This window comes from Streptomyces sp. LUP47B (assembly GCF_001746295.1).
Classification (GTDB): domain Bacteria; phylum Actinomycetota; class Actinomycetes; order Streptomycetales; family Streptomycetaceae; genus Streptomyces.
On the sequence record NZ_MJAH01000005.1, the window covers coordinates 379,595 to 401,537 of the forward strand.

The 21,943-nt window shown below is 70.4% G+C and carries 19 protein-coding genes and 1 pseudogene; 11 read left to right on the forward strand and 9 right to left on the reverse strand.

Translation table 11 applies throughout. From position 1 onward, the window contains the following. Nucleotides 1-44: 44 nt before the first annotated feature. The 3 genes from BFN33_RS17835 to BFN33_RS17845 form a co-directional block, all read right to left on the reverse strand. Nucleotides 45-974 carry a sensor histidine kinase gene (locus tag BFN33_RS17835; RefSeq protein ID WP_069761051.1) on the reverse strand — a complete coding sequence of 310 codons (930 nt, stop codon included), beginning with the start codon at nucleotides 972-974 and terminating at the stop codon, nucleotides 45-47. Next, nucleotides 971-1,309, reverse strand: coding sequence for an STAS domain-containing protein (locus BFN33_RS17840; RefSeq protein WP_256122785.1), 339 nt, complete (start codon nucleotides 1,307-1,309; stop codon nucleotides 971-973). The genes BFN33_RS17835 and BFN33_RS17840 overlap by 4 nt, the downstream gene beginning before the upstream one ends. Before the next feature lie 119 nt (nucleotides 1,310-1,428). Next, nucleotides 1,429-2,586 carry a PP2C family protein-serine/threonine phosphatase gene (locus BFN33_RS17845; protein WP_069761053.1) on the reverse strand — a complete coding sequence of 386 codons (1,158 nt, stop codon included), beginning with the start codon at nucleotides 2,584-2,586 and terminating at the stop codon, nucleotides 1,429-1,431. A 335-nt stretch (nucleotides 2,587-2,921) separates the two neighbouring features. Between BFN33_RS17845 and BFN33_RS17850 the strand changes: the two genes are divergently transcribed. The 7 genes and pseudogenes from BFN33_RS17850 (at nucleotide 2,922) to BFN33_RS17880 (ending at nucleotide 9,304) form a co-directional block, all read left to right on the forward strand. Continuing rightward, complete coding sequence (locus BFN33_RS17850) at nucleotides 2,922-3,125, forward strand: cold-shock protein (RefSeq protein ID WP_007379522.1); 204 nt, start codon at nucleotides 2,922-2,924, stop codon at nucleotides 3,123-3,125. A gap of 319 nt (nucleotides 3,126-3,444) precedes the next feature. Beyond that, nucleotides 3,445-3,633, forward strand: a complete 189-nt coding sequence (locus tag BFN33_RS17855; protein ID WP_069761054.1) for a hypothetical protein — start codon at nucleotides 3,445-3,447, stop codon at nucleotides 3,631-3,633. A 124-nt stretch (nucleotides 3,634-3,757) separates the two neighbouring features. Next, nucleotides 3,758-5,470 (forward strand): cytochrome c oxidase subunit I, encoded by a 1,713-nt coding sequence (gene ctaD, locus BFN33_RS17860; protein WP_079140868.1) that lies wholly within the window; start codon nucleotides 3,758-3,760, stop codon nucleotides 5,468-5,470. Nucleotides 5,471-5,474: 4 nt separating this feature from the next. Continuing rightward, nucleotides 5,475-5,969: a DUF2243 domain-containing protein gene (locus BFN33_RS17865; protein WP_069761055.1), complete on the forward strand. Its 495-nt coding sequence runs from the start codon at nucleotides 5,475-5,477 to the stop codon at nucleotides 5,967-5,969. Then, complete coding sequence (locus tag BFN33_RS55490) at nucleotides 5,966-7,414, forward strand: cytochrome c oxidase assembly protein (protein ID WP_370743297.1); 1,449 nt, start codon at nucleotides 5,966-5,968, stop codon at nucleotides 7,412-7,414. Before BFN33_RS17865 ends, BFN33_RS55490 begins: the two co-directional genes overlap by 4 nt. A gap of 117 nt (nucleotides 7,415-7,531) precedes the next feature. Continuing rightward, nucleotides 7,532-8,733, forward strand: a pseudogene (locus tag BFN33_RS55495) (hypothetical protein). A gap of 1 nt (nucleotide 8,734) precedes the next feature. Next, complete coding sequence (locus BFN33_RS17880; protein ID WP_069761056.1) at nucleotides 8,735-9,304, forward strand: hemerythrin domain-containing protein; 570 nt, start codon at nucleotides 8,735-8,737, stop codon at nucleotides 9,302-9,304. 102 nt (nucleotides 9,305-9,406) lie between these two features. Here the strand turns inward: BFN33_RS17880 and BFN33_RS17885 are convergent, their stop codons facing one another. Then, nucleotides 9,407-11,293 carry an ABC transporter ATP-binding protein gene (locus BFN33_RS17885; RefSeq protein WP_069761057.1) on the reverse strand — a complete coding sequence of 629 codons (1,887 nt, stop codon included), beginning with the start codon at nucleotides 11,291-11,293 and terminating at the stop codon, nucleotides 9,407-9,409. Nucleotides 11,294-11,443: 150 nt separating this feature from the next. On the opposite strand from BFN33_RS17885, the gene BFN33_RS17890 reads away from it, so the two are divergent. Together BFN33_RS17890 and BFN33_RS17895 are read left to right on the forward strand one after the other, a co-directional pair. Next, nucleotides 11,444-12,418, forward strand: a complete 975-nt coding sequence (locus BFN33_RS17890; RefSeq protein ID WP_176742407.1) for a lysylphosphatidylglycerol synthase transmembrane domain-containing protein — start codon at nucleotides 11,444-11,446, stop codon at nucleotides 12,416-12,418. A 643-nt stretch (nucleotides 12,419-13,061) separates the two neighbouring features. Continuing rightward, nucleotides 13,062-14,147: a mechanosensitive ion channel family protein gene (locus BFN33_RS17895; protein ID WP_069761058.1), complete on the forward strand. Its 1,086-nt coding sequence runs from the start codon at nucleotides 13,062-13,064 to the stop codon at nucleotides 14,145-14,147. Nucleotides 14,148-14,152: 5 nt separating this feature from the next. Here the strand turns inward: BFN33_RS17895 and BFN33_RS17900 are convergent, their stop codons facing one another. Next, on the reverse strand, nucleotides 14,153-15,688 hold the full coding sequence (locus BFN33_RS17900; RefSeq protein ID WP_069761059.1) for a M1 family metallopeptidase: 1,536 nt from the start codon (nucleotides 15,686-15,688) through the stop codon (nucleotides 14,153-14,155). Between the two features lie 206 nt (nucleotides 15,689-15,894). Here BFN33_RS17900 and BFN33_RS17905 point away from each other — a divergent pair, with 206 nt between their 5' ends. After that, nucleotides 15,895-18,114: an NADP-dependent isocitrate dehydrogenase gene (locus BFN33_RS17905; RefSeq protein ID WP_069761060.1), complete on the forward strand. Its 2,220-nt coding sequence runs from the start codon at nucleotides 15,895-15,897 to the stop codon at nucleotides 18,112-18,114. A gap of 103 nt (nucleotides 18,115-18,217) precedes the next feature. Here the strand turns inward: BFN33_RS17905 and BFN33_RS17910 are convergent, their stop codons facing one another. Then, nucleotides 18,218-18,547 (reverse strand): DUF5713 family protein, encoded by a 330-nt coding sequence (locus tag BFN33_RS17910; protein ID WP_069761147.1) that lies wholly within the window; start codon nucleotides 18,545-18,547, stop codon nucleotides 18,218-18,220. A gap of 47 nt (nucleotides 18,548-18,594) precedes the next feature. Between BFN33_RS17910 and BFN33_RS17915 the strand changes: the two genes are divergently transcribed. Further along, on the forward strand, nucleotides 18,595-19,392 hold the full coding sequence (locus BFN33_RS17915) for an N-formylglutamate amidohydrolase (RefSeq protein WP_069761061.1): 798 nt from the start codon (nucleotides 18,595-18,597) through the stop codon (nucleotides 19,390-19,392). Here the strand turns inward: BFN33_RS17915 and BFN33_RS17920 are convergent. Genes BFN33_RS17920 through BFN33_RS17930 form a run of 3 tightly spaced genes read right to left on the reverse strand, consistent with a single transcriptional unit; the run spans nucleotide 19,382 to nucleotide 21,935 of the window. Continuing rightward, a complete protein-coding gene (locus BFN33_RS17920; RefSeq protein WP_069761062.1) occupies nucleotides 19,382-19,867 on the reverse strand; it encodes a hypothetical protein in 486 nt (161 codons plus the stop codon). The two genes, BFN33_RS17915 and BFN33_RS17920, sit on opposite strands and share 11 nt — an antisense overlap. A gap of 5 nt (nucleotides 19,868-19,872) precedes the next feature. Then, nucleotides 19,873-20,448, reverse strand: coding sequence for an RNA polymerase sigma factor (locus BFN33_RS17925; RefSeq protein WP_057617915.1), 576 nt, complete (start codon nucleotides 20,446-20,448; stop codon nucleotides 19,873-19,875). A 59-nt stretch (nucleotides 20,449-20,507) separates the two neighbouring features. Continuing rightward, complete coding sequence (locus tag BFN33_RS17930; protein ID WP_069761063.1) at nucleotides 20,508-21,935, reverse strand: S8/S53 family peptidase; 1,428 nt, start codon at nucleotides 21,933-21,935, stop codon at nucleotides 20,508-20,510. Between the last annotated feature and the right edge of the window lie 8 nt (nucleotides 21,936-21,943).

Here is a 21,943-nt window from a genome sequence, read left to right on the forward strand (position 1 = left end):
GGGAGCACATCCGTGCCGGGCAGCGGTGCCCGGCACGGAGGGGTTCAGGCCTGACCGAGGTAGCAGCGAACGGTCGTTCCGTCGGGGCCGGTGTGGAGGCGTACGAGATCGGCGAGGGAGTGCACGAGCAGCAGGCCCCGGCCGCCGGGCTTCTCCCGTGCGGGTGGGCGACGGCCGGCGAGCGGATCGTCCAGGTTCCCGTGGTCGCGCACCTCGTACACCACCTGGTCCCCTTCGGCCCACACCCGCAGGACGCCGGAACCCCCGCCGTGCACGACGCTGTTGGTGGTCAGCTCGGCCACGATCAGGGCCACGTCCTCCAGGCGGCCACCGGAAAGACCGAACCGCGCGGCCCGTTCGACCGCGAAGTGCCGGGCGCCCGGCAACCGGTCGGCCTGGAAGGCGAGTTCCTCGGCAGCCGCCGGCTGCTCCAGGGGCTGGTTGTAGCGTGCGACCACATGCTCGGGGGCGTAGGAGGTGCTGGGCCGCTCCCTGCCGCCGGAGATGATCAGAGGGTGCGTCGCGTACGCGTCGGTGAGCACCTGTTCGTCGAGGCGGTCGGCGTCGTACGGGCACAGGATGGTGACGTCCCGGCCTTCGAACGCCGGGTTGATCAGCGCCTCGTGCTGGACGCATGCCGGGTACTCCACGGTGCTGCGGCCGGCCCAGATCGGCTCGCCGATGATCCGCACCCGCGTGTGGCGATGGGTGTCCGCGAAGGCGCGCAGCACCCTGGGGATGATCCGTCCCGGGTTGCGCCCCGCCTCGGTCATGTCGAGGAACTTCACGTGTGCGACGTCCTCGCCCAGAGCCGCCTTGAGCATGGCGAGGTTGGGCCCCGGCACGGCCACCGCCACCGGCTCGCCGGCCTTCAGGCCGTCGCGGACGAAGGGCACCGTGCCGTGCAGATACTCCTCCTCACCCCGGTAGAACAAGGCGGGGTGAACGAACGGTTCGACGCTGGGAGCCGTCATCGCCCCATCACCTCGACAGAAAGCAGGTCCGGCCAGAACAGGTCCAGAACGCGCCGCAGGGTGGCGGGCGGCTCTTCGAGCACGATGCGTCGCCCCCGCGGAAGGCCCTGGGCGGTCATCGCCAAAGCGGAGACACCGGCGACGTCGACGAAGGTGACGGCTGAAAGATCCAAGTGGCACGTCTCTTCGTCGGTCCGGGCAACGCGGTCCAGCGTCTGCTGCCAGGCCGGGCGGGTGAGCAGACTGACCTCGCCTGCCGCTTGCCAGCCGGGCCGGTCCGTCAGCGGGAGCAGGCGTAGAGCGCCCCCGGGCGGGGCCGACGATGCCGTTGGCACGTCCGCCTCCCTTGAACTGTCCACGCGGTCACCCCTGGTCGCCTGCCGTCCTGCTCCCCAGTATCTCCTTCCGGTGGAGAGTAGGCGACGACGGCGTGCCGGAGGCAGGCGGAGTACCCCTACGAGCCACCGTGCCAGTCCAGGATCATGACCGTGGCGTCGTCCTTGAGGCTGCCGTGGCAGGCATCGAGGACCGCGCCGGTCAAGGCCCGGACGGCTTCTCGCGGGTGCAGCGCGCGGGTGTCGTGAATGACCGAGGTCAGGTCGGCCGCCGCGGCACCGCGCTCCTGCATGCCGTCGGTGAGGAGGATCAGGCGGTCCCCGGGACGCAGTTGCAGTTCCTGGACGCGGTAGGAGGTGGGTGCCGCCACACCGAACGGCAGGTTGACGGCGAGCCTGACCTCTTCGACGGTGCCGTCACGCAGCCGCAGCGGCCACGGGTGGCCGGCGTTGACCAGTTCGCACAGACCGGTTTCGAGGTCGACGCACAGCAACTGTCCGGTGGCCAGCCCGCGGCTGTGGCTCAGCAGGGCCTGATGGGCGTGGTGGGCCTGCTTGAGGGCGTCACAGCCACTGCGGCGAGCCTGCCGCAGCGCGCCGACCAGCAAGGTGGCCAGCAGTGCGGAGTTCGTGTCGTGGCCCATCGCGTCGGTGATGGACAGGTGCAGGGTGTCGCGGTCGAGGGTGTAGTCGTAGGTGTCGCCACCGATGTCGTCGGCGGGGACCAGCCCGGCGGCGAGGGTGAACTGGGCCGCCTCGCAGCAGGGGGCCGAGGGAAGCAGTTGGTGCTGGATCTCCGCGGCCAGGCTGGTCTCGGTGGTGCGCCGGCCCAAGTGGTAGAGGTCGGTGAAGCGCCCGTCCGTGACGATGATGTAGGCGAGCGTGTGTGCCGCGTCGCGGACCTGCCGCAGCACGGTGTCGTCCACGGACTGCAGGGTCACCTCCAGGACGCCGAGGCAGTCGCCGCGGTTGCTGACCGGCGTGATGACGCGCCGTCCGCCCTGGCCGTCCGGCTCCACATGCTGGCGCTGGCTTCGCAGCACGCTGTCGTAGACGGTCCCCTGCAGGTCGATCGGCCAGGTCTGGTCCGCGACCTCGTCGTCGGCCGCGGCGAGCCGTACCAGCCGCTGACCGATGAGGTCGACGAACAGGAAGGACACCCGCTGCGCTCCGAGCCGCTTCTGCAGGTCGCGGGCGACCACGTCGACGGACTCGCTGGGCGGGGCCGCTTCCGCAGCGGCCAGCAACTCGCCCAGTTCCAGATCTCCACCCTCCACAGCAACCTCCCATCGGTTGCCGCAACTTCTTCCCCGCATCTCCGCAACGTCACCCCATGGGGCCGACCCGCCTGGTCAGGGGCAGGCCCTCGGTGCCGGGTGCCACGACCGCGGTGGAGACGGCGAATGGCAGGAAGTACGCGACACCGGCCGCGTCCTGATGGCGGCTGCCGCTCCCCGGGTGTAGCGTCGTGACCTAGCAGTCGTGGTTCCGAAGTCCCGTTCGCCCGTGATCGCCATCACGGGCGTTCTTGCGTTTCAGCGCCTCTCCGGACCAGGGCGATCACCTCCGGGCTCGCAGGGTGCGGGCCCGGTTTCCCTCGAAGGAGTTTGTCGTGGCCAAGGGCACTGTCAAGTGGTTCAACAGCGAGAAGGGCTTCGGCTTCATCGAGCAGGAGGGTGGCGGCCCCGACGTCTTCGCCCACTACTCGAACATCGCCGCCCAGGGCTTCCGTGAGCTGCAGGAGGGCCAGAAGGTCGAGTTCGACGTGACCCAGGGCCAGAAGGGCCCGCAGGCGGAGAACATCCGCCCCGCCTGATCGCACAGCGACGGCAAGGCCCGGCGAACCCACGTGGGTTCGCCGGGCCTTGCCGTGTGCCGCCCTGCCGTCGGAGAGCCCGCCACCCCGCGACCTGGGCGTTTCCCCGGTCCCCGGGTGGGGACCCGATGGCCGTGATGGCGTACGCCCTGGGGGCCTGCGCGTCACCACGGCGGCGACGCTTCGACGCCGCGATGCGGGCCGGGTGGATCAGCACCTGGCTGCGGTCCGTCCCCGGAAGGGACACCGCACGGGCGCGAAGTGGGAATCGTTGAGCTCCCGCCCGGCGCAGACTCCGGACACAGCGCAGGAGGCCGAGATGAGTGAACAGACCCCGTCCCAGGCGGAGGGCGAACCGCAGCGGGACAGGCCGGAGGAGGAGACGTCCGGCCTTAATGACGTGCCCCGAACGACCCCTTCGCAGGCGGAGGGCGAGGACAGGAAGGGCGAGGACGCCGAGCAGAGCGAAGAGCGCGCGGAGTGGGAGAGCGGCTGGTCCGGTCCGTGAGCCGTGCCGGGGCCCGGAGCCGCCGAGCCTGCGCACCAAAGCCTCCAAACCGGTAGGAATGGCTTCCGGCAGGATGGTTACACGCTGCCCGAAGGATGACCCTTGAGGTACCGGAGGGCGGCTGATGGCCACGTATACCGAACCGGTCGCTCCGGTCCCGGCGGCGCAGCGGCGCAGCAAGGGCCGCGTGGTCGTGTCCTGGCTGACCACGACCGACCACAAGAAGATCGGCCACCTCTACCTGATCACCTCGTTCTGCTTCTTCCTGATCGGCGGCGCGCTGGCGATGGCGATCAGGGCGGAGCTGGCCCGGCCGGGACTTCAGCTGCTGTCCACCGAGCAGTACAACCAGGCGTTCACGATGCACGGCACGATCATGCTGCTGCTCTTCGCGACGCCGACCTTCGCCGGGTTCGCCAACGCGGTCATGCCACTGCAGATCGGCTCCCCGGACGTCGCCTTCCCGCGGCTGAACATGTTCTCCTACTGGCTGTTCCTGTTCGGCGGCCTGATCGTCCTCGGCAGCTTCCTCACCCCGCAGGGCGCCGCGGACTACGGCTGGACCGCCTACACCCCGCTCAGTGGCCCTATCCGCAGCGGTTACGTCGGCGCCGACCTGTGGATCATGGGGCTGGCGCTCGCCGGATTCGGCACCATCCTCGGCGCGGTCAACTTCATCACCACCATCATCTGCATGCGCGCCCCCGGCATGACCATGTTCAGGATGCCGATCTTCACCTGGAACGTGCTGCTCACCTCGGTGCTGGTTCTGCTGGCCTTCCCGGTCCTGGCGGCCGCCCTGTTGGCCCTGGAGGCGGACCGGCGCTTCGGCTCCCACGTCTTCGACGCCCAGTACGGCGGACCGCTGCTGTGGCAGCACCTGTTCTGGTTCTTCGGCCATCCCGAGGTGTACATCCTCGCCCTGCCGTTCTTCGGGGTGATCAGCGAGATCATCCCGGTGTTCTCGCGCAAGCCGATCTTCGGGTACGTCGGTCTGATCGGCGCCACCATCGCCATCACCGGCCTGTCCGTGACCGTGTGGGCCCACCACATGTTCGCCACCGGGGCCGTGCTGCTGCCGTTCTTCTCGTTCATGAGCTTCCTGATCGCCGTCCCGACCGGCGTGAAGTTCTTCAACTGGATCGGCACGATGTGGAAGGGCTCGATCTCCTTCGAACCGCCGATGCTGTGGGCGGCGGGCTTCCTCGTCACGTTCCTCTTCGGTGGGCTGACCGGCGTGATCCTCGCGTCGCCGCCGATGGACTTCCACGTCACCGACAGCTACTTCGTGGTGGCGCACTTCCACTACGTCCTGTTCGGCACCATCGTCTTCGCGATGTTCGGCGGATTCAGCTTCTGGTGGCCGAAGATGACCGGCACCATGCTCGACCACCGCCTGGAGAAGATCCACTTCTGGACGCTGTTCGTCGGCTTCCACACCACGTTCCTGGTCCAGCACTGGCTGGGCGCCGAGGGCATGCCCCGCCGCTACGCCGACTACCTGGCCGCCGACGGCTTCACCGCCCTCAACACCATCTCCTCCCTCGGCGCCTTCCTGCTGGGCCTGTCCACCCTGCCCTTCCTCTACAACGTGTGGAAGACCGCCAAGAAGGGCGAGCGGATCGAGGTCGACGACCCCTGGGGATTCGGCCGTTCCCTGGAGTGGGCCACCTCCTGCCCGCCCCCGCGCCACAACTTCGCCGAACTTCCCCGCATCCGCTCCGAATCCCCCGCCTTCGACCTGCATCACCGGGAGACGGCCGAGCTGGACCAGAAGGAGCACTCCGGCAGGCGGGACGCGATCGACGCCGAGGGGCACGAAGGCCGACGGTCCTGAGGACATGAGCGCCTCGGTCCGGCCCGGCACCAGCCCGGGCGTGCGCACCGAACCGCGCAGGTCGATGGCCGTGTGCGCGCTGATCGGGGCCGCGGTGACGGCCGCGGTCGACGAGATCGTCTTCCACCAGCTCCTGGGCTGGCACCACTTCTACGACCGTGCCACCACCAGTGCGGGCCTGCTCTCCGACGGACTCCTGCACACCGCCGAACTGCTCGCCCTGTGCGCCGGGTTCTTCCTCTACGCCGATCTGCGCCGCCGTGGATCCCTGGCGGCGCCCCACGCCTGGGCGGGCCTCCTCCTCGGCATGGGCGCCTTCCAGCTGTTCGACGGCGTCGTGGACCACAAGGTGCTGCGCCTGCACCAGATCCGCTACGGAGTGGACGTCACCCCCTACGACGTGGCCTGGAACCTCACCGGCCTGCTCCTGCTGCTCACCGGCGCCGGGCTCGCCGTGCGCGCTGCGCGGCGGCACGGTGACGGCGGGCCGCCGGCGTGACACCCGGGCATGTCCACCCGGGCCCCGGCGCGGGAACGGCACCGGCCGAGGGGCTCATCGCCGGGGCCGCGCTACTGGTGACCGTCGGCTACCTGGCGGCAGCGGGGCGGCTGCGGCGGCGCGGGGACGTCTGGCCCCGCGCCCGGGACGCCTCGTTCGCCGCGGCAGGCGCGGGAACGGCCTGGGCGACGCCGGCCGAACGGTGGGGCGGGCCGTTCACCCAGCACGTGGTGCGGCACCCGGTCGTCGGCATGGCGGCCCCGCTGCTGTTCGTGGTGGCTCGCCCCCTGACCCTCGCCCTGCGCGCCCTGCCTCCCGGCCGGCCCCGGCGACTCCTGGTGACCCTCGCGCACTCCGCTCCCGTCGGGCTGCTGCTCTTTCCTCCCCTGGCGGCCGTCCTGGACATCGGCGGGCTCTGGCTGCCGTACCGCACGGAACTGTTCGCGGCCACGGCGCACCGGCCGCTGGCGCACGGCGCGGTACAGGTGCACATGGTGGCGGCCGGGCTGCTGTTCACCTTCGCCGTGTGCGGGCTCGATCCCGTGCGCCGCCGCTGGAGTCTCGCCGTGCGCGGCGCGACCGTACTCGCCGCCGGTACCGCCCACGCCGTGCTGGCCCGCACGCTCTACTCCCGGCCGCCGCCCGGCACCGGCTTCACCGCCGCCGACCTGCATCACGCGGCCCAGTGGATGTACTACGGCGGCGACCTCGTGGAAGCGGGCCTGGCCGTGGTGATGGGAATGGGCTGGTACGCCGGCACCGGACGGGCCCGGGCCCGCCGTCGGCGCCGGGGTTTCCGGGACGGAGTGGTTGACCGGCCCGGCCGGGGCACTCGGAGGCCATCACAGGACTCCGGCAGCCGGAGGGGAATCATGGACAGGACGGCACGGAACGCGCACGACGGTCCGACACGGCAGAAGCGGCTGGTGATCTATCTCAACGACCACCTGGCCGGTGCGACGGCGGGTGTCGAGCTCGCCCGCCGGATGGCGCAGGAGCACCACGCGTCGGCCTACGGCGAGACCCTGGAGAGCCTGCGCAAGGAGATCTCGCAGGACCGGCAGGCGCTGGTACGCCTCCTTGCCGACCTCGACGTCCCCGTCAGGCGCTACAAGACGTACGGGGCGTGGCTGGGCGAGAAGGTCGGGCGGCTGAAGCCCAACGGCCGGCTGCTGCGCCGCTCCGGGCTCGCGCTGCTGGTCGAGCTCGAGGCGATGCGGCTGGGGGCGCAGGGCAAGGCCTCGCTGTGGCGCGGGCTGCTCGCAGCGTCGGCGCAGGACTCGCGTCTGGACGCCGACCGGCTGGAGGAGTTGCTGCGCAGGGCGGAGCAACAGATCAGGACCATGGACGCTCTGCACGCGAGGATCGCCACGGCACTGCTTTTCCCGGTGACCGGGCAGGCACCGGCGTCGAAGACCACGGCAGGCACGAGCTCCTCGGGCTGACGGCCCTCGCCGGTCTGGCCGATTCGTTCCCACCACGCCCTTCACGTTTCGGTTACAGGGCAATGGCCCGGGTACTCGCGCGGCTCCGTTTCCGGTCCCTCAGACCAGGAGACCCTCATGGGCTTCAACCCACTGGAACACCGGGGCATCCCCCTGGACCGCCAGGTGCGCAACTGGCGGGAGCTCGACGTCGAGCCCGTGGATCCCGACCACGGCGACCCGTACACGAAGTGCCGCATCATCGCGATGAACGGCATCGAGATCGAGGCGATCCTCTTCAGCCACCAGTTCGCCCGCCACTGTCCCGACCTGGACGTCAAGCGACAGCTGGCCGAGGTCCGTTACATCGAGCAACAGCAGCAGAAGGCGGTCAACTGGCTGCTTCCCGGCCTCGCCTCGGTCCTGGAGACGACCATCTCCTACGAGCAGGTCGCGGTCGACCTCACCGGCTGGATCGCCCGCCACGAGCCCGACCCGTATCTGAAGCAGGCCTACGAATTCGGTGTCCTGGAGGACTTCGACCACCTTACCCGTACGCCAACCTTTACGAGATGATCGAGCACCGCAAGGCGGAGTCGATCGTCGAGGGGCTCACCGAGGTGATGCCGGGACGGCCGACCAAGTTCCACCACCGGCATCCGGCCGACAACGTGCGCGAGCCCTACGACCGTACGACGGTCAACCCGCTCTCCCGGCTGCACGCGCTGACCATCATGGCGGCCGAGCAGCAGACCATGAACTTCTACCTGAACGTCGGCCCCCAGTACATGGAGCCGATCGCCCGCCAGCTGTACCAGGAGATCGGGCTGATCGAGGAGGAGCACGTCACCCACTACGAGTCCCTGGTCGACCCGGGAGAGTCGTGGTGGGAGCAGCTCGTCACCCACGAGTACAACGAGTGCTACCTCTACCACTCCTTCATGGAGCAGGAGCCCGATCCCAAGGTGAAGGCGATCTGGGAGCTCCACCTGAACATGGAGCTGGAACACCTGCGGATCGCGTGCGAGCTGATGCGCCGGCACGACGGCCGGGAGCCGCAGGAGATCCTCGCGCCGGAGCTGCCGAACGTGCTGACCTTCGAGGAGAACAAGCAGTTCGTACGGGGCCTGCTGGACACCCAGATGGATCTGACCACCCTCGGCACCGGCTATGTCCGGGACGCCCACGAGCGGTTCGAGAGGATGCAGGAGCAGATCCACGGTGGCGAGGAGCCGCCCAGTGAGCGGGTGATGGCCCAGCACCGGGAGATGTTCGGCCGCGAGTACCGCATCGAGTCGGAGGGCGAGCACCCCGACGTCGCTTCCCGGGAGAGGAGCTGAGATGGCGGGGATCGCGGCGAGCGACGCCGATGTCGTGGCCCTGCTGATGCGCCGGCACGGTGACATCCGCAACCTCTTCGACGAGGTGGAGCGGACGGCCGGGGACGAGCGCCGGGCGGCGTTCCGGAACCTGGTCCGGCTTCTCGCCGTGCACGAGACGGCCGAGGAGGAGGTCATCAGGCCCTTCACCCGTACGTCCGTGCCGGACGGCGCGAAGGTGGCCGACGAACGGCTTGCCGAGGAGCGGGAGGCGAAGGAACTGCTGTCGCGGCTCGACGGGATGGACACCGACGACGCCAAGTTCCTGCCCGAACTCCTGACGCTGCGCGTGGACGTGATGAAACACGCCCGCGCCGAGGAGCGGTACGAGTTCAACCACATCCGCAGGCACGCGGACAAGGCCCGTCTGGCCTCCATGGCCACCGCTCTGAAGGCGGCGGAAGCGATGGCACCGACCCACCCGCACCCCGGGACCGAGTCGGCGGCCAAGAACATGACCCTGGGGCCGGTCGCCGCCCTGGTCGACCGCACGCGGGACGCCGTACGCAAGGCCATGGGCAAGGACGGCTGACCGGTCCCGCCGCCTTGTCCGGCAACACGACCCTGGGCTGTGGCTTCGGCAGTGACGGCCACGGCTCAGGAGTCAGGTGCCCGGCCGGCACCCGGTGAGGGGCTAAGCCACGGCGGTCTCGGTCACCCCACCGTCGTGGGACGCGAACTGGGTCCGGTACAGCTCCGCGTACCGGCCGTCGAGCACGAGCAGTTCCTCGTGCGTCCCCCGCTCCACGATCCGCCCGTCCTCGACGACCAGGATCTGGTCGGCCGTACGGACCGTGGACAGCCGGTGGGCGATCACGATCGCCGTCCTGCCCTCCAGCGCCTCGCCGAGCGCCTCCTGGACGGCGGCCTCCGAGGTGTTGTCCAGGTGGGCGGTGGCCTCGTCAAGGATGACGACACGCTGGCGGGCCAGCAGAAGACGGGCGATGGTCATGCGCTGACGCTCGCCGCCGGAGAGCCGGTAGCCGCGCTCGCCGACCACGGTGTCGAGACCGTCCGGCAAGGACCGCACGAGATCGTCCAGGCGGGAGCGGCGCAGCGCGTCCCACAGCTCGGCCTCGGTCGCCTCCGGGCGGGCCAGCAGCAGGTTCGCGCGGACCGAGTCGTGGAAGAGATGGCCGTCCTGGGTGACCATGCCGAGGGTCGCCCGCAGGGAACCGGCGGTCAGATCGCGGACGTCGACGCCGCCGATGCGTACGGCACCCTCGTCCACGTCGTAGAGCCGCGGCAGCAGTTGCGCGACGGTCGACTTCCCGGCGCCGGACGAGCCGACGAGGGCGACGGTCTGGCCGGGTTCGGCGCGGAAGGAGACGCCGTGCAGGACCTCGGCGCCGCCGCGGGTGTCGAGGGAGGCGACCTCCTCCAGGGAGGCCAGGGAGACCTTGTCGGCGGAGGGGTAGCCGAAGCGGACGTCCGAGAACTCGACGGCGACCGGACCCTCGGGGACCTCACGGGCGTCCGGTTTGTCCTCGATCAGCGGCTTCAGATCCAGTACCTCGAAGACCCGCTCGAAGCTGACCAGCGCGCTCATGACCTCGACGCGGGCGCCGGCGAGGGCGGTGAGCGGGGCGTACATGCGGGTCAGGAGCAGCGCGAGGGAGACCACGGCACCGGGTTCCAGGCTGCCGCGCAGGGCGAACCAGCCGCCGAGGCCGTAGACCAGGGCGAGCGCCAGGGCGGAGACCAGGGTCAGGGCGGTGATGAACACCGACTGGGCGGTGGCGGTCCGAACGCCGATGTCGGCCACGCGGCGGGCCCGGGCCGCGAACTCGTCGGACTCCTGCTCGGGGCGGCCGAAGAGCTTGACCAGGGTGGCGCCGGGCGCGGAGAACCGCTCGGTCATCCTCGTGCCCATGGCCGCGTTCAGCGCGGCCGCCTCCCGCTGCATCCGGGCCATCCGGCTTCCCATGCGGCGGGCCGGGATCACGAACACCGGGAGCAGCGCGAGCGCGAGCAGGGTGATCTGCCAGGACAGGGTGAGCATCACCACAAGGGTCAGCAGCAGGGTGACCAGGTTGCTGACCACGCCTGACAGGGTGTTGCTGAAGGCGCGCTGCGCGCCGATGACGTCGTTGTTGAGACGGGAGACCAGCGCTCCCGTACGAGTGCGTGTGAAGAACGCGACCGGCATGCGCTGCACATGATCGAACACAGCCGTGCGCAGATCGAGGATGAGTCCTTCCCCGAGCGCGGCCGACAGGCGTCTGCCGAGGACGCCGAGGGCGGCCTCCGCGACCGCGATGAGGGCGATGAGCAGGGCCAGGCGTACGACCGTGCCCTCGTCGTCGCCCGACACGATCGCGTCGACGATGTGTCCGGCCAGTACGGGCGTGGCGACGGCGAGCAGCGCGGTCGCCACCCCGAGTACGACGAAACGGGCGATACGGGTACGGTGCGGGCGGGCGAACGAGCCGATGCGGCGCAGCGTCGCACGGGCGAACGGGCGGCGCTCCTGCTCGGCGGTCATGACACTGTGCAGCTGTGTCCAGGCTGTGGTCTCCATGCTCATGGGAGAGAACTTAGAACCTCGAGCGTTATTGAGGTCAACGTCCGTACAACAACCGCCCGACCGAAGGACTCGATGACCGTACGTAAGACCCTGGCCCCGCTTCCGCAACCCGCCGTTGGCACGGCGAGGAGAACCTCTCCCGATGTGACAGCGGTAGAACTCCCCCAGGGACGCCCTCCCCAGCGCCTCCCCGTCCGCCGTATCCGCCAGATCCTGTGTCTGGTCCCGCTCCTGCTGGTCACCGTCGTGGCGGTGCGGCACCGGTCCGTGCTCGCCGAGGGCTTCGGCCATCTGCGACACGCCGAGTGGCCCTGGCTCCTCGCCGCGGCCGGTGCCACCTGTCTGACCTGGGTGGCCGCCTCCTTCACCCGGCAGGGCGCCGTGGTGGAGCGACTGCCCCGGCGGCGGCTGCTGGCGACACAGTTCGCGGCGGGCGCGGCGAACCACCTGTTGCCGACGGGCCTTGGTGCCGGGGCGGTCAATCTGCGCTTCATGACCGTGTGCGGTGTCTCGCTCGCCCGCTCCTCGGCCGCGCTCGCCCTCTATCTGCTGGCGGAGTCGATCGGCCGGCTCACCCTGCTGGCCGTACTGTTCGTCGCCTTCCCGGACGCGCTGCGCCTCGGCGGGCTGCTGCCCGACACCGCCGTGGGTCCGCTGCTGCTGGGCCTGGGGTTGGTGCTCCTGGTGGCCGTGAGTGTCCTCACGGGTGTCCGCCGGGTGCGGACGGCCGTGGGTTCCTTCCTGCGGACCGCGCTGGGCGAGGCCCGCTCGGTGCACACCCGCCCGTCCCGGGCGTTCGCGCTGTGGGGCGGTTCGCTCGCCTTCCCGGCGCTGCAGGCGGCCGGACTGGCCGCGGTGGGACAGGCGCTGGGGCTGCCGGTGCCTCCCCTGCACATGGCGGTGGCGTATCTGGCGGCGACCTGCGCGGTGGCGCTGGTGCCCACACCCGGCGGGGTCGGCTCGGTGGAGGCGGCTCTCGTGGTGGCGCTGGTGGCGGCCGGCGGCCCGGTGGCCGTGGCAACGGCGGTGGTGCTCGCCTACCGGATCATCACGGTCTGGGTCCCGCTGGTGCCGGGGGCGCTGACGCTGGGCGCGCTGGTGCGGCTGAAGGTGATCTGACCCGGACGTCGCGCGCCGGTCCGCCCTCGGGGTCGTCGGCCGGCGTGACGCGGTTCGGGGGCGGCCGGCGTAGGGACGGATCGGCCGACGGCCGCCTTCGCGGTCGTGCTGGTGCGTCCGGCGGGCGGTCGCGTAGGCGGGCGGGGTGCGGCCGTCGATCGGCGTGACGCGGTTCGGGGGCGGTCCGGCGCAGGACGGGTCGGCCGACGACCAGCTTCGGGGTCGTGCTGGTGCGTCCAGCGGGCGGTCGCGTAGGCGGGCGGGGTGCAGGGGCGGCCGTCGGCCGGCGTGACGCGGTTCGGGGGCGGTCCGGCGCAGGACGGGTCGGTCTACAGGGGGACGCCGTCGGGGGGTTCGGTTCCGGCCAGGGTCTCTCCAGGACGGTCCTTGGTGGTTCGTGGTCCGGCGGTCGTACGGAACCCCCCACGACCGCCGCGTACTCCGACCGGGAACAGGCCGAACTCGCCGACGGCATCGTCCGAAACCCCGCCGTCCGGCACCGGGCCAGGTACGAACTCCGGCGCGGAATACGGCAGGATGAGCGGTCGCGTCGGCCACGGAACCTTCACGCGGACGACGCGATCGCACATCCCGCAATTCTCGAACAGGTGGCAACGTGACGGCATTTCAACGGGATCTCACCATGGACGACATGGTCGGCGCCGGCATCGCCGTGGTGGCGGGCCTGGTGGCGGCTTTCCTGCTGCGCATGCTGCTCAAGTGGCTGGGCAAGCACGCGGACCGCACCAAGTGGGGCGGCGACGACGTCCTCGTGGCCGCGCTGCGGACCGTGGTGCCCTCGGCGGCGGTCGCTGGCGGCATCGCCGTCGCCGCGGCGGCGCTGCCGCTGACCAAGGCGGTCCAGCACACCGTCAACCAGGTCCTGACGGTGCTGCTGATCTTCGTCGTCACGGTGGCGGCGGCCCGGGTGGTCGCGGGGCTCGTGCGGACGGTGACCACATCCCGTTCCGGCGTCGCCGGTTCGGCCACGATCTTCGTCAACATCACGAGGGTGCTGGTCCTGGCGATCGGTTTCCTGGTCGTCCTGCAGACCCTCGGCATCTCCATAGCGCCGATGCTCACCGCTCTCGGCGTCGGCGGTCTCGCGGTCGCGCTCGCCCTCCAGGACACCCTCGCCAACCTCTTCGCGGGCATCCACATCCTGGCCTCCAAGACCGTCCAGCCCGGCGACTACATCCGGCTGGCCAGCGGCGAGGAGGGCTACGTCGAGGACATCAACTGGCGACAGACGACGGTCCGCGCACTCTCCAACAACCTGATCGTCGTGCCCAACGGCGAGCTCGCCAAGACGAACATGACCAACTTCATGCGTCCCGAGCAGCAGTTGACGATCCTGGTGCAGGTCGGGGTGGCCTACGACAGCGATCTCGACCACGTCGAGCGGGTCACCTGCGAGGTCGTCACCCAGGTCATGACGGAGATCGAGGGCGCGGTCCCGGAGCACGAACCGCTGGTGCGCTTCCACACGTTCGGCGACTCCCGCATCGGCTTCACGGTCATCCTGGGTGTCGGCGAGTTCAGCGACCAGTTCCGGATCAAGCACGAGTTCATCAAGCAGCTGCACAAGCGCTACCGCGACGAGGGCATCCGGATTCCGGCCCCCGCGCGGACCGTTGCCCTCCAGCAGGGATCGGTGTCGATTCCGCAGCAGCGCGGGGCCCAGATCGGGATCGAGCCGGGCGAGGTGTCCTCCGCCCGGTTCGACTGAGTTCCCTAGAGGGTCGCCGAGTTGTCGTGCCAGTGGCCGTCCGTCCGGTTCTGCGGCTGCCGCAGCGCGGAGCTGACCGGTGTCACCGTCCAGTCCGGGTGACCGGGCATCCTCGGGGTCCTGGTGCCGTAGAGCCAGTCCCGCAGGAAGCCGGACTGGTCGGCGCCGGAGACCTCCGAGGCGACGGCGATGTAGTCGTCGGTCAACGCCGAGGCGTTGCGGAAGCGCTCCAGGAACGTGGACTCGATCGCGCTGAAGACGCTCTCCCCGACCTGCTGGCGCAGTGCGTACAGGACGAGGACGCCGCCCAGATAGCGCTGGCTGTCGAAGAGGTTGGCCTCGTTCGGGGCGGCGACCGGGCCCGAGGACTTGCGCCACTGGTCGCCGCGCGCGTAGGTGTCCTTCATGCGGGCTTCCATGGTGGTGAGCCCGAGGGAGTCGGCCCAGCCGCGCTCGTAGCGGTAGAGCAGCCCGTAGAAGTCGGCGTGGCCCTCGTTGAGCCACAGGTCGGACCAGGTCGCCGGGCTCACGCTGTTGCCGAAGTAGGAGTGGACCAGCTCGTGCATCATGTGCGAGCCGATGCTCTTCTCCGCCTGGAGCAGGAAGTTCGGCTTGTACAGGGTGAGGGTCTGGGTCTCCAGACCCGTGAAGTCGAAGGCGTCCGAGGCGTCGCTGTTGCAGGGCAGCAGGCCGTACGTCTCGAACGGGAAGGCCCCGAGCCGCTGCTCGATCCAGCTCACCAGGTTCGGCGTGAGGGCGAGCGCGGGTTCCAGGGCGGTGGCCCGGGCGGTCGGGACGACGTCCCTGAGCGGGAGTCCGTGCGGCCCCTGTCGGTCCTTGATCACGTAGTCGCCGACCGTGATCTGCACGATCTCGGTGGCGATCGGCTCCCGGGACCGGTAGCAGTACGCGGTCCGGCCGTCGCCGAGGTCCTCGGTGCTCACCAGGTGGCCGCTCGCGACGCCCTTGAGGCCGGCCGGGACGGTGATGCGGAAGGTGAAGTCCGCCTTGTCCGAGGGGTGGTCGTTGCACGGGAAGACCGTGTGCGCCGTATTGGGCTGGGGGCAGATCGCGAAGCCGTCCGGGGTGGGCACCCATGCGGTATGGGCGAGCGCGGCACGCGGGTCCGCCGTGTACGTCACGGTCACGGTCGCCGTGGTCCGCGCGGCCAGCGGGGCGGCCGGCGTGATCCGCAGCTTCTCGCCGGCCTGCTCCCGGGCGGCCGGGACGCCGTCGAGCAGCACCTCGTGCACGTCGAGGCCCAGCGCGTCCAGGGAGAGGCGGCTCAGCTCCTGGGTGGTGGTGAGCGTCAGGGTCGCCGTCGCGTCGACGAGCCGGGTCGTGGCGTCGTACGCGAGGTCGAGGTGATAGGCCGGGACGCGGTAGCCGTCATTGCCGAGGCCCGGGAAGACGGGATCCCCGAGGGTCTCCGGGCCAGGGGTGCCGGTCTCCGGGTCCGCGTGCGCCGGGGCGGCCACGGACAGGGCCGCCACGGTGCCGAGCAGGGCTGCCGGGGCCGTCACTCTGGTGCGATATCTCATGGTCTGCTTTCCCTCGGGCGGCCGGGTGGTCGGGTCCGGCCGTCGGATGAGTGCGATCAACGTGCATGACCACAAGATCAGACGCTTCGGTTGCCTCGGTGGATGTGCGGGATCTCCGGAAGTAGGCGAGGACCGCTGTCGAGACCGGCGGGATCACGAGATATCTTGATGTCGAGCAATGTTGCAGACGTGGAGCGGAGCACCCGGTGACTGACTCGACCATCATCTATACGCACACTGACGAGGCCCCGGCCCTGGCGACGTATTCCTTCCTGCCGGTGGTCCAGGCGTACGCCTCGCAGGCGGGTGTCTCCGTGGAGACGCGGGACATCTCGCTGGCCGGGCGCATCATCGCCGTGTTCCCGGAGTACCTGACCGAGGACCAGCGGATCCCGGACGCCCTGCACGAGCTGGGCGAACTGGCCAAGACGCCCGAGGCCAACATCATCAAGCTGCCGAACGTCTCGGCGTCGATCCCGCAGCTCAAGGCCGCCGTCGCCGAGCTGCAGGCCCAGGGCTACGCGCTGCCGGACTACCCGGACGACCCGAAGACCGACGAGGAGCGGGACATCCAGGCCCGCTACGACAAGATCAAGGGTTCCGCCGTGAACCCGGTCCTGCGTGAGGGCAACTCCGACCGCCGCGCCCCCGCCTCGGTCAAGAACTACGCCAAGAACCACCCGCACCGCATGGGCGCCTGGTCGTCGGAGTCCAAGACCAACGTGGCGACCATGGGCGTGGACGACTTCCGCTCCACCGAGAAGTCCGTCGTGATCTCCGAGGCCGGCTCGCTGCGGATCGAGCTGGTCGGTGACGACGGCTCCACCACCGTGCTGCGCGAGTCCGTACCGGTTCTCGAGGGCGAGGTCGTCGACGCCTCGGTGCTGCACGTGGCCCCGCTGCGGGAGTTCCTCACCGCGCAGATCGCCCGCGCCAAGGCCGAGGACGTGCTGTTCTCCGTGCACCTGAAGGCCACGATGATGAAGGTCTCCGACCCGATCATCTTCGGTCACGTGGTGCGCGCGTTCTTCCCGAAGACCTTCGCGCAGTACGGCCCGACGCTCGCCGCGGCCGGCCTGACCCCGAACGACGGTCTGGGCGGCATCTACAAGGGCCTGGAGTCCCTGCCCGAGGGCGCCGAGATCAAGGCGTCCTTCGACGCCGAGCTCGCCGAGGGCCCGGCCCTGGCGATGGTCGACTCCGACAAGGGCATCACCAACCTGCACGTGCCGTCCGACGTGATCGTGGACGCCTCGATGCCGGCCATGATCCGCACCTCCGGCCACATGTGGGGCCCGGACGGCCAGGAGGCCGACACCCTCGCGGTGCTGCCGGACTCGTCGTACGCCGGTGTCTACCAGGCCGTGATCGAGGACTGCCGGGCCAACGGCGCCTACGACCCCTCGACCATGGGCTCGGTGCCGAACGTCGGCCTCATGGCGCAGAAGGCCGAGGAGTACGGCTCCCACGACAAGACCTTCGAGATCCGGACCACCGGCACGGTCCGCCTCGTCGACCAGAACGGCAACGCCGTCATCGAGCAGACGGTCTCCGCCGGTGACATCTTCCGCGCCTGCCAGACCAAGGACGCGCCGATCCGCGACTGGGTGAAGCTGGCCGTCACCCGCGCCCGCGCGACCGGCAACCCGGCGGTGTTCTGGCTGGACGAGACCCGCGCCCACGACGCCAACCTGATCGCCAAGGTCGAGCAGTACCTGACCGAGCACGACACCGAGGGCCTGGACATCCGCGTCCTGAACCCGGTCGAGGCGACCAAGCTGTCGGTGGAGCGCATCCGCCGCGGCGAGGACACCATCTCCGTCACCGGCAACGTGCTGCGCGACTACCTCACCGACCTGTTCCCGATCCTGGAGCTGGGCACCAGCGCCAAGATGCTGTCGGTCGTCCCGCTGATGGCGGGCGGCGGCCTGTTCGAGACGGGCGCCGGCGGCTCCGCGCCGAAGCACGTCCAGCAGCTGGTAAAGGAGAACTACCTGCGCTGGGACTCCCTCGGTGAGTTCTTCGCGCTGGTCCCGTCCCTGGAGCAGTACGCCGACTTCACGGGCAACTCCCGCGCGAAGGTCCTCGCCGACACGCTCGACCGCGCCACGGCGACCTTCCTCAACGAGGACAAGTCCCCGACCCGTCGCGTCGGCGGCATCGACAACCGCGGCAGCCACTTCTACCTGTCCCTGTACTGGGCCCAGGAGCTGGCCGCGCAGACCGACGACGCGGACCTGGCGAAGGCTTTCGCCCCGCTCGCCGAGACGCTCGCCGCGAACGAGCAGAAGATCGTCGAGGAGCTGAACGCCGTCCAGGGCAAGCCGGCCGACATCGGCGGCTACTACCAGCCCGACCCGGCCAAGGCCGCGAAGATCATGCGCCCGTCGACGACGTGGAACGAGACGCTGGCGTCCCTGAGCTGACACAGGCTCGCCGCGTGATACCGCCCCGGTCGGCGTCTGCCCGGCCGGGGCGGGGTCGTCTCCGCCGTGGGGAGGCCGGGTCTGCGGCGAGGATCTTGCGCGCTCACCAGTCCCGGGTCGCGATGAGCTCCTCGACGTCGGCGCCCGCGAAGCCGTAGGCGTCGGCCACGAACCAGAAGTTCTGGGCTATCTCCTCGCGGGCCACGGTCTCGATGTCGAAGTCGTCGTCCTGCAGGTCGTTGAACTCCTCGGTGGCCGCCTGGGTCAGCACGTACAGCGCGGCCAGGTCGGCGGGCCGGTCCGCCTCGATCCGCTCGCACAGCCGCAGCAGGATCTCCTTGCCCCGGTCCACCGCGCGGTCGGGGTAGTAGCCGTCGCGGTAGAGCGCCTCGAGGAACGGGTGGGCGGTCACCTGCTGGTTGCTGATGTTCATGCTGAGATGGTGCACCACGCCACTGACAACGCCCCGGGAGCAGCCGTATGCCCTCGTTCGACCTCGTGCCCGGCGCCGGGGAATCTCCGGTGATCCTTCATGTGCCGCACTCCTCCCGGGAGATACCGGACGACGTACGGGCCGGGATCGTGCTGGACGATTCCGCGCTGGAGCGGGAGCTCGATCACATCGTGGACGCGCACACCGCGGAGCTCGCCGAGGAGGCGGCCCGGCTGGCCCGGGTGGCCCCGTGGCGGTTCGTGAACCGGCTCTCGCGGCTGGTCGTCGATCCCGAGCGGTTCCCGGACGAGCGGGAGGAGATGCTCGCCGTCGGGATGGGGGCCGTATACACGAAGACCACGGGGCGGGAGGAGCTGCGGACCGATGACACCGACCCCGAGCCGCTCCTCGCGCGCTACTTCCGGCCGTACGCCCGGGCGATGACCGACGCCGTGGCCCAGCGGCTGGCCGTCACCGGGCGGGCCATCGTCATCGACGTGCACTCCTACCCCAGCGCGCCGCTGCCCTACGAGCTGCACGGCCAGGGGCCACGCCCTCCGGTCTGTCTCGGTACCGACTCCTTCCACACGCCGCACGGGCTGCTCGCCGCGGCGCGGGAGGCGTTCGGGGAGGTCGGGCTGGACAGTCCGTTCGGTGGGACGTACGTGCCGCTGGAGTTCTACGGCCGCGAGCCCCGGGTGAGCGCCCTGATGGTGGAGATCCGGCGGGACACCTACATGACGGAACCGGGCGGGCCCGCCGGGCCGGGGCTGCACCGGCTCGCGCAGGCACTCGCCGCTCTCGTGGATGCGCTGGAGTCTCCTGACGCGTGGTTCAGACGGTGAGCCAGTCGGTGACGATCACTCCTTCGCCCGTCCGCAGCCGCAGCGCGAACGGACCGGCGGGGGACGCCTCGTAGGTGAAGCGGCCCATGTCGTCGGTGGTGAGCGGCGAGCCCGCCTGCGGACCGCTGAGCACCTCGATCCGGGCCGACTGGGGCGGCAGCACCTGCCCCATGAGGCCCTGCGGGGTGAGTTCGACGTCGATCGTCACCTCGCCCGCGTGGAAGGTCAGCATCCGCGGCGCCCCCGTCGCTCCCCTCACCGGAAGGGCGTCCACCACCGAGTCGAAGGCGAGTTCGGCGATCCGGCTGTCCAGGTCGTGCAGCGCGAAGGCCTCGACGGCGATCTGCCGCAGGGCCGGCGGTACGGGGTCCAGGATGGCCGTCGCCTGCCGGAGCTCCTCCTCCAGCAGTTCGAGGGCGAACTCCTCGTCGGGCGACGCCTCTTCGTCGAACACCGCGTCGAGATCGTCGTTCATGTCGCTCATACCGCCCCCCGGGCTTCGAGCCGCGCCCGCAACCGCCTCAGGCAGCGCTGGCGCAGTGGTCCGATGCTGCCCACCGCGATCCCCAGGGCGGCGGACACCTCCTGGTAGCCGGGCTTCGGCGAGGCCATCAGGATGCGCAGCAACTGCCGGCAGCGTTCGCCGAGTTCCTCGAACTCCTGCCACAGGTACCGGACGCGCTCGCTCTGGGCGGCGGCCTCCTCGGAGTCGATGAACGACTGCTCGGGCGTACGGTCCTCGCTGATCCGGTCCAGGAGCTGCGGATCGTCCGTGACGGTCAGCCGCCTTAAGCTCTTGAGCACCTTCAGGCACTCGTGGCGCGCGGTGCTCGCGAGCCACGACTTGGCCTTGTCGGGTTCGCGGATCCGCCCGAGATGCTGGGCGAAGCGGAACCACACCGTCTGGTACACCTCGTGCGCGTCGGCGTCGGAGAGCCGGTGCGCGCGCACCACGGACCACACCAGTGGGCTCAGCCCTTCCACGAGCGCTTTCCAGGCCGCCGCGTCACCGTCGACGGCGGACTGGACCAGCGCACCGACATCTGCTCGGTCCACGGTCCCACCCCTCGTGTACGGCAAGTCATCGTACGCCGTGGAAGGGACCACTCCGGCCGTCATGCGCCGACAGGGCGCTGCACGACCGGCACCGGGCGCCAGCCGGCCGGCCTCAGCGCCGGTACGTGCGCCCCGCGCACTTCGGCGAACTGCGTGTTGGTGGCGAGCAGTTGCTGCCGGGCTGCGCGCGGGTCGGTCTCCTTGTTCGCGGTCATGTGGGCGGCGACCAGACCTGCCACGACCGGGGTCGCGAAGGAGGTGCCGCTCCAGTGCGCGTATCCCTCGAACATCACCTGGTCGGGCTTGGCCGTGGTGCCGTCCTCGCTCAACACGCCGATGTGGGAGGGGGACTGGCAGGTGCACACGTAGGTGAAGCCGAACCTGCAGGCCTCGTACGTGGAGTGCTGGTACAGGTACGGCACGGGCGCGTCGAAGCCGGTCAGGGCGCTGGTGAGCCGCTCGCCGGGGGCGTAGACCTTCACCCAGGAGCCGTGGTTGCTGAAGCAGGCGCCGAACTCGCCGTCGCCGCGCAGTGCGCCGACCGACAGGACGACGTCCTGGTACTCGGGCAGGTCGGCGTAGGCGGCGGGCCAGAAGGGGCTGGCGCTGGCGTTGTTGCCGGCCGCGGCGACCAACAGGGTGCCGTGGGCGCGCAGTTCCCGCATGAAGGCGTCCATGCCGAGCAGTCCGTCGCTGCGGCCGTTGGAGGTGCCCGCGGAGAGGCTGATGAGGTCGGGCCAGCCGTCGGCCACGGCCTCGAAGAGCTTCTCGCCGAGCTCGGACTCCAGGATGGCGCCCGCGTCGTTGAGGGTGCTGCGGACGGTGATGTCGGTGTTGGGCGCGACGGCCGCGAGGACACCGGCGATGAACGTGCCGTGGCCGACGTACTGGAGGAGGTTGCCGGCCCCGTCGGTCTCGGTGCCGTGCAGGTCGCCCTCGACGTGGGCGAGCAGCGGGACGAGGCCGTGGTCGTGGGTGAGACCGTTGTCGACGACGAGGACGCCCACGGCGGTGTCGGGGTCGTGACCGGCTTCCGCGGGGGCCGGGTTGGTGCCCTGGCTGAGCGCGGCGGGCACGGGCTCGTCGCCGGGGCAGGAGTTGACCGCGATCGACACCACGTGGTTGCGGCTGATCAGCCGGTGTCCGGCGCGTCCCTCGCGTTCGCTCATGGCGCGCAGGGCGTGGGTGACGGCACGGTCGCCGCGCCGGTCGCCGTGGCCCGGGTCGCCGACCTTGATCCGGGTGATGCCCGAGCGGTTGGTCTCGGGGCTGTCCCGGCGCACGTAGTCGCCGGTCAGACCGGTCGCCTCGGTGAAATGGGTGCGGACGGTCTCCTCGACGAGCGCAGCGTCGCGGCCGTCGCGGGCGAGGACCACGCCCTTCTCGTAGATGAACTCGGAGGCGTCGTCAGGTCCCAGTGCCAGCGGGACGTCGGGCATGGAGCGCTGGATCTGGTCGAACTGCTCGTGGAATCGCTGAGGTGCCATGGCGTTCC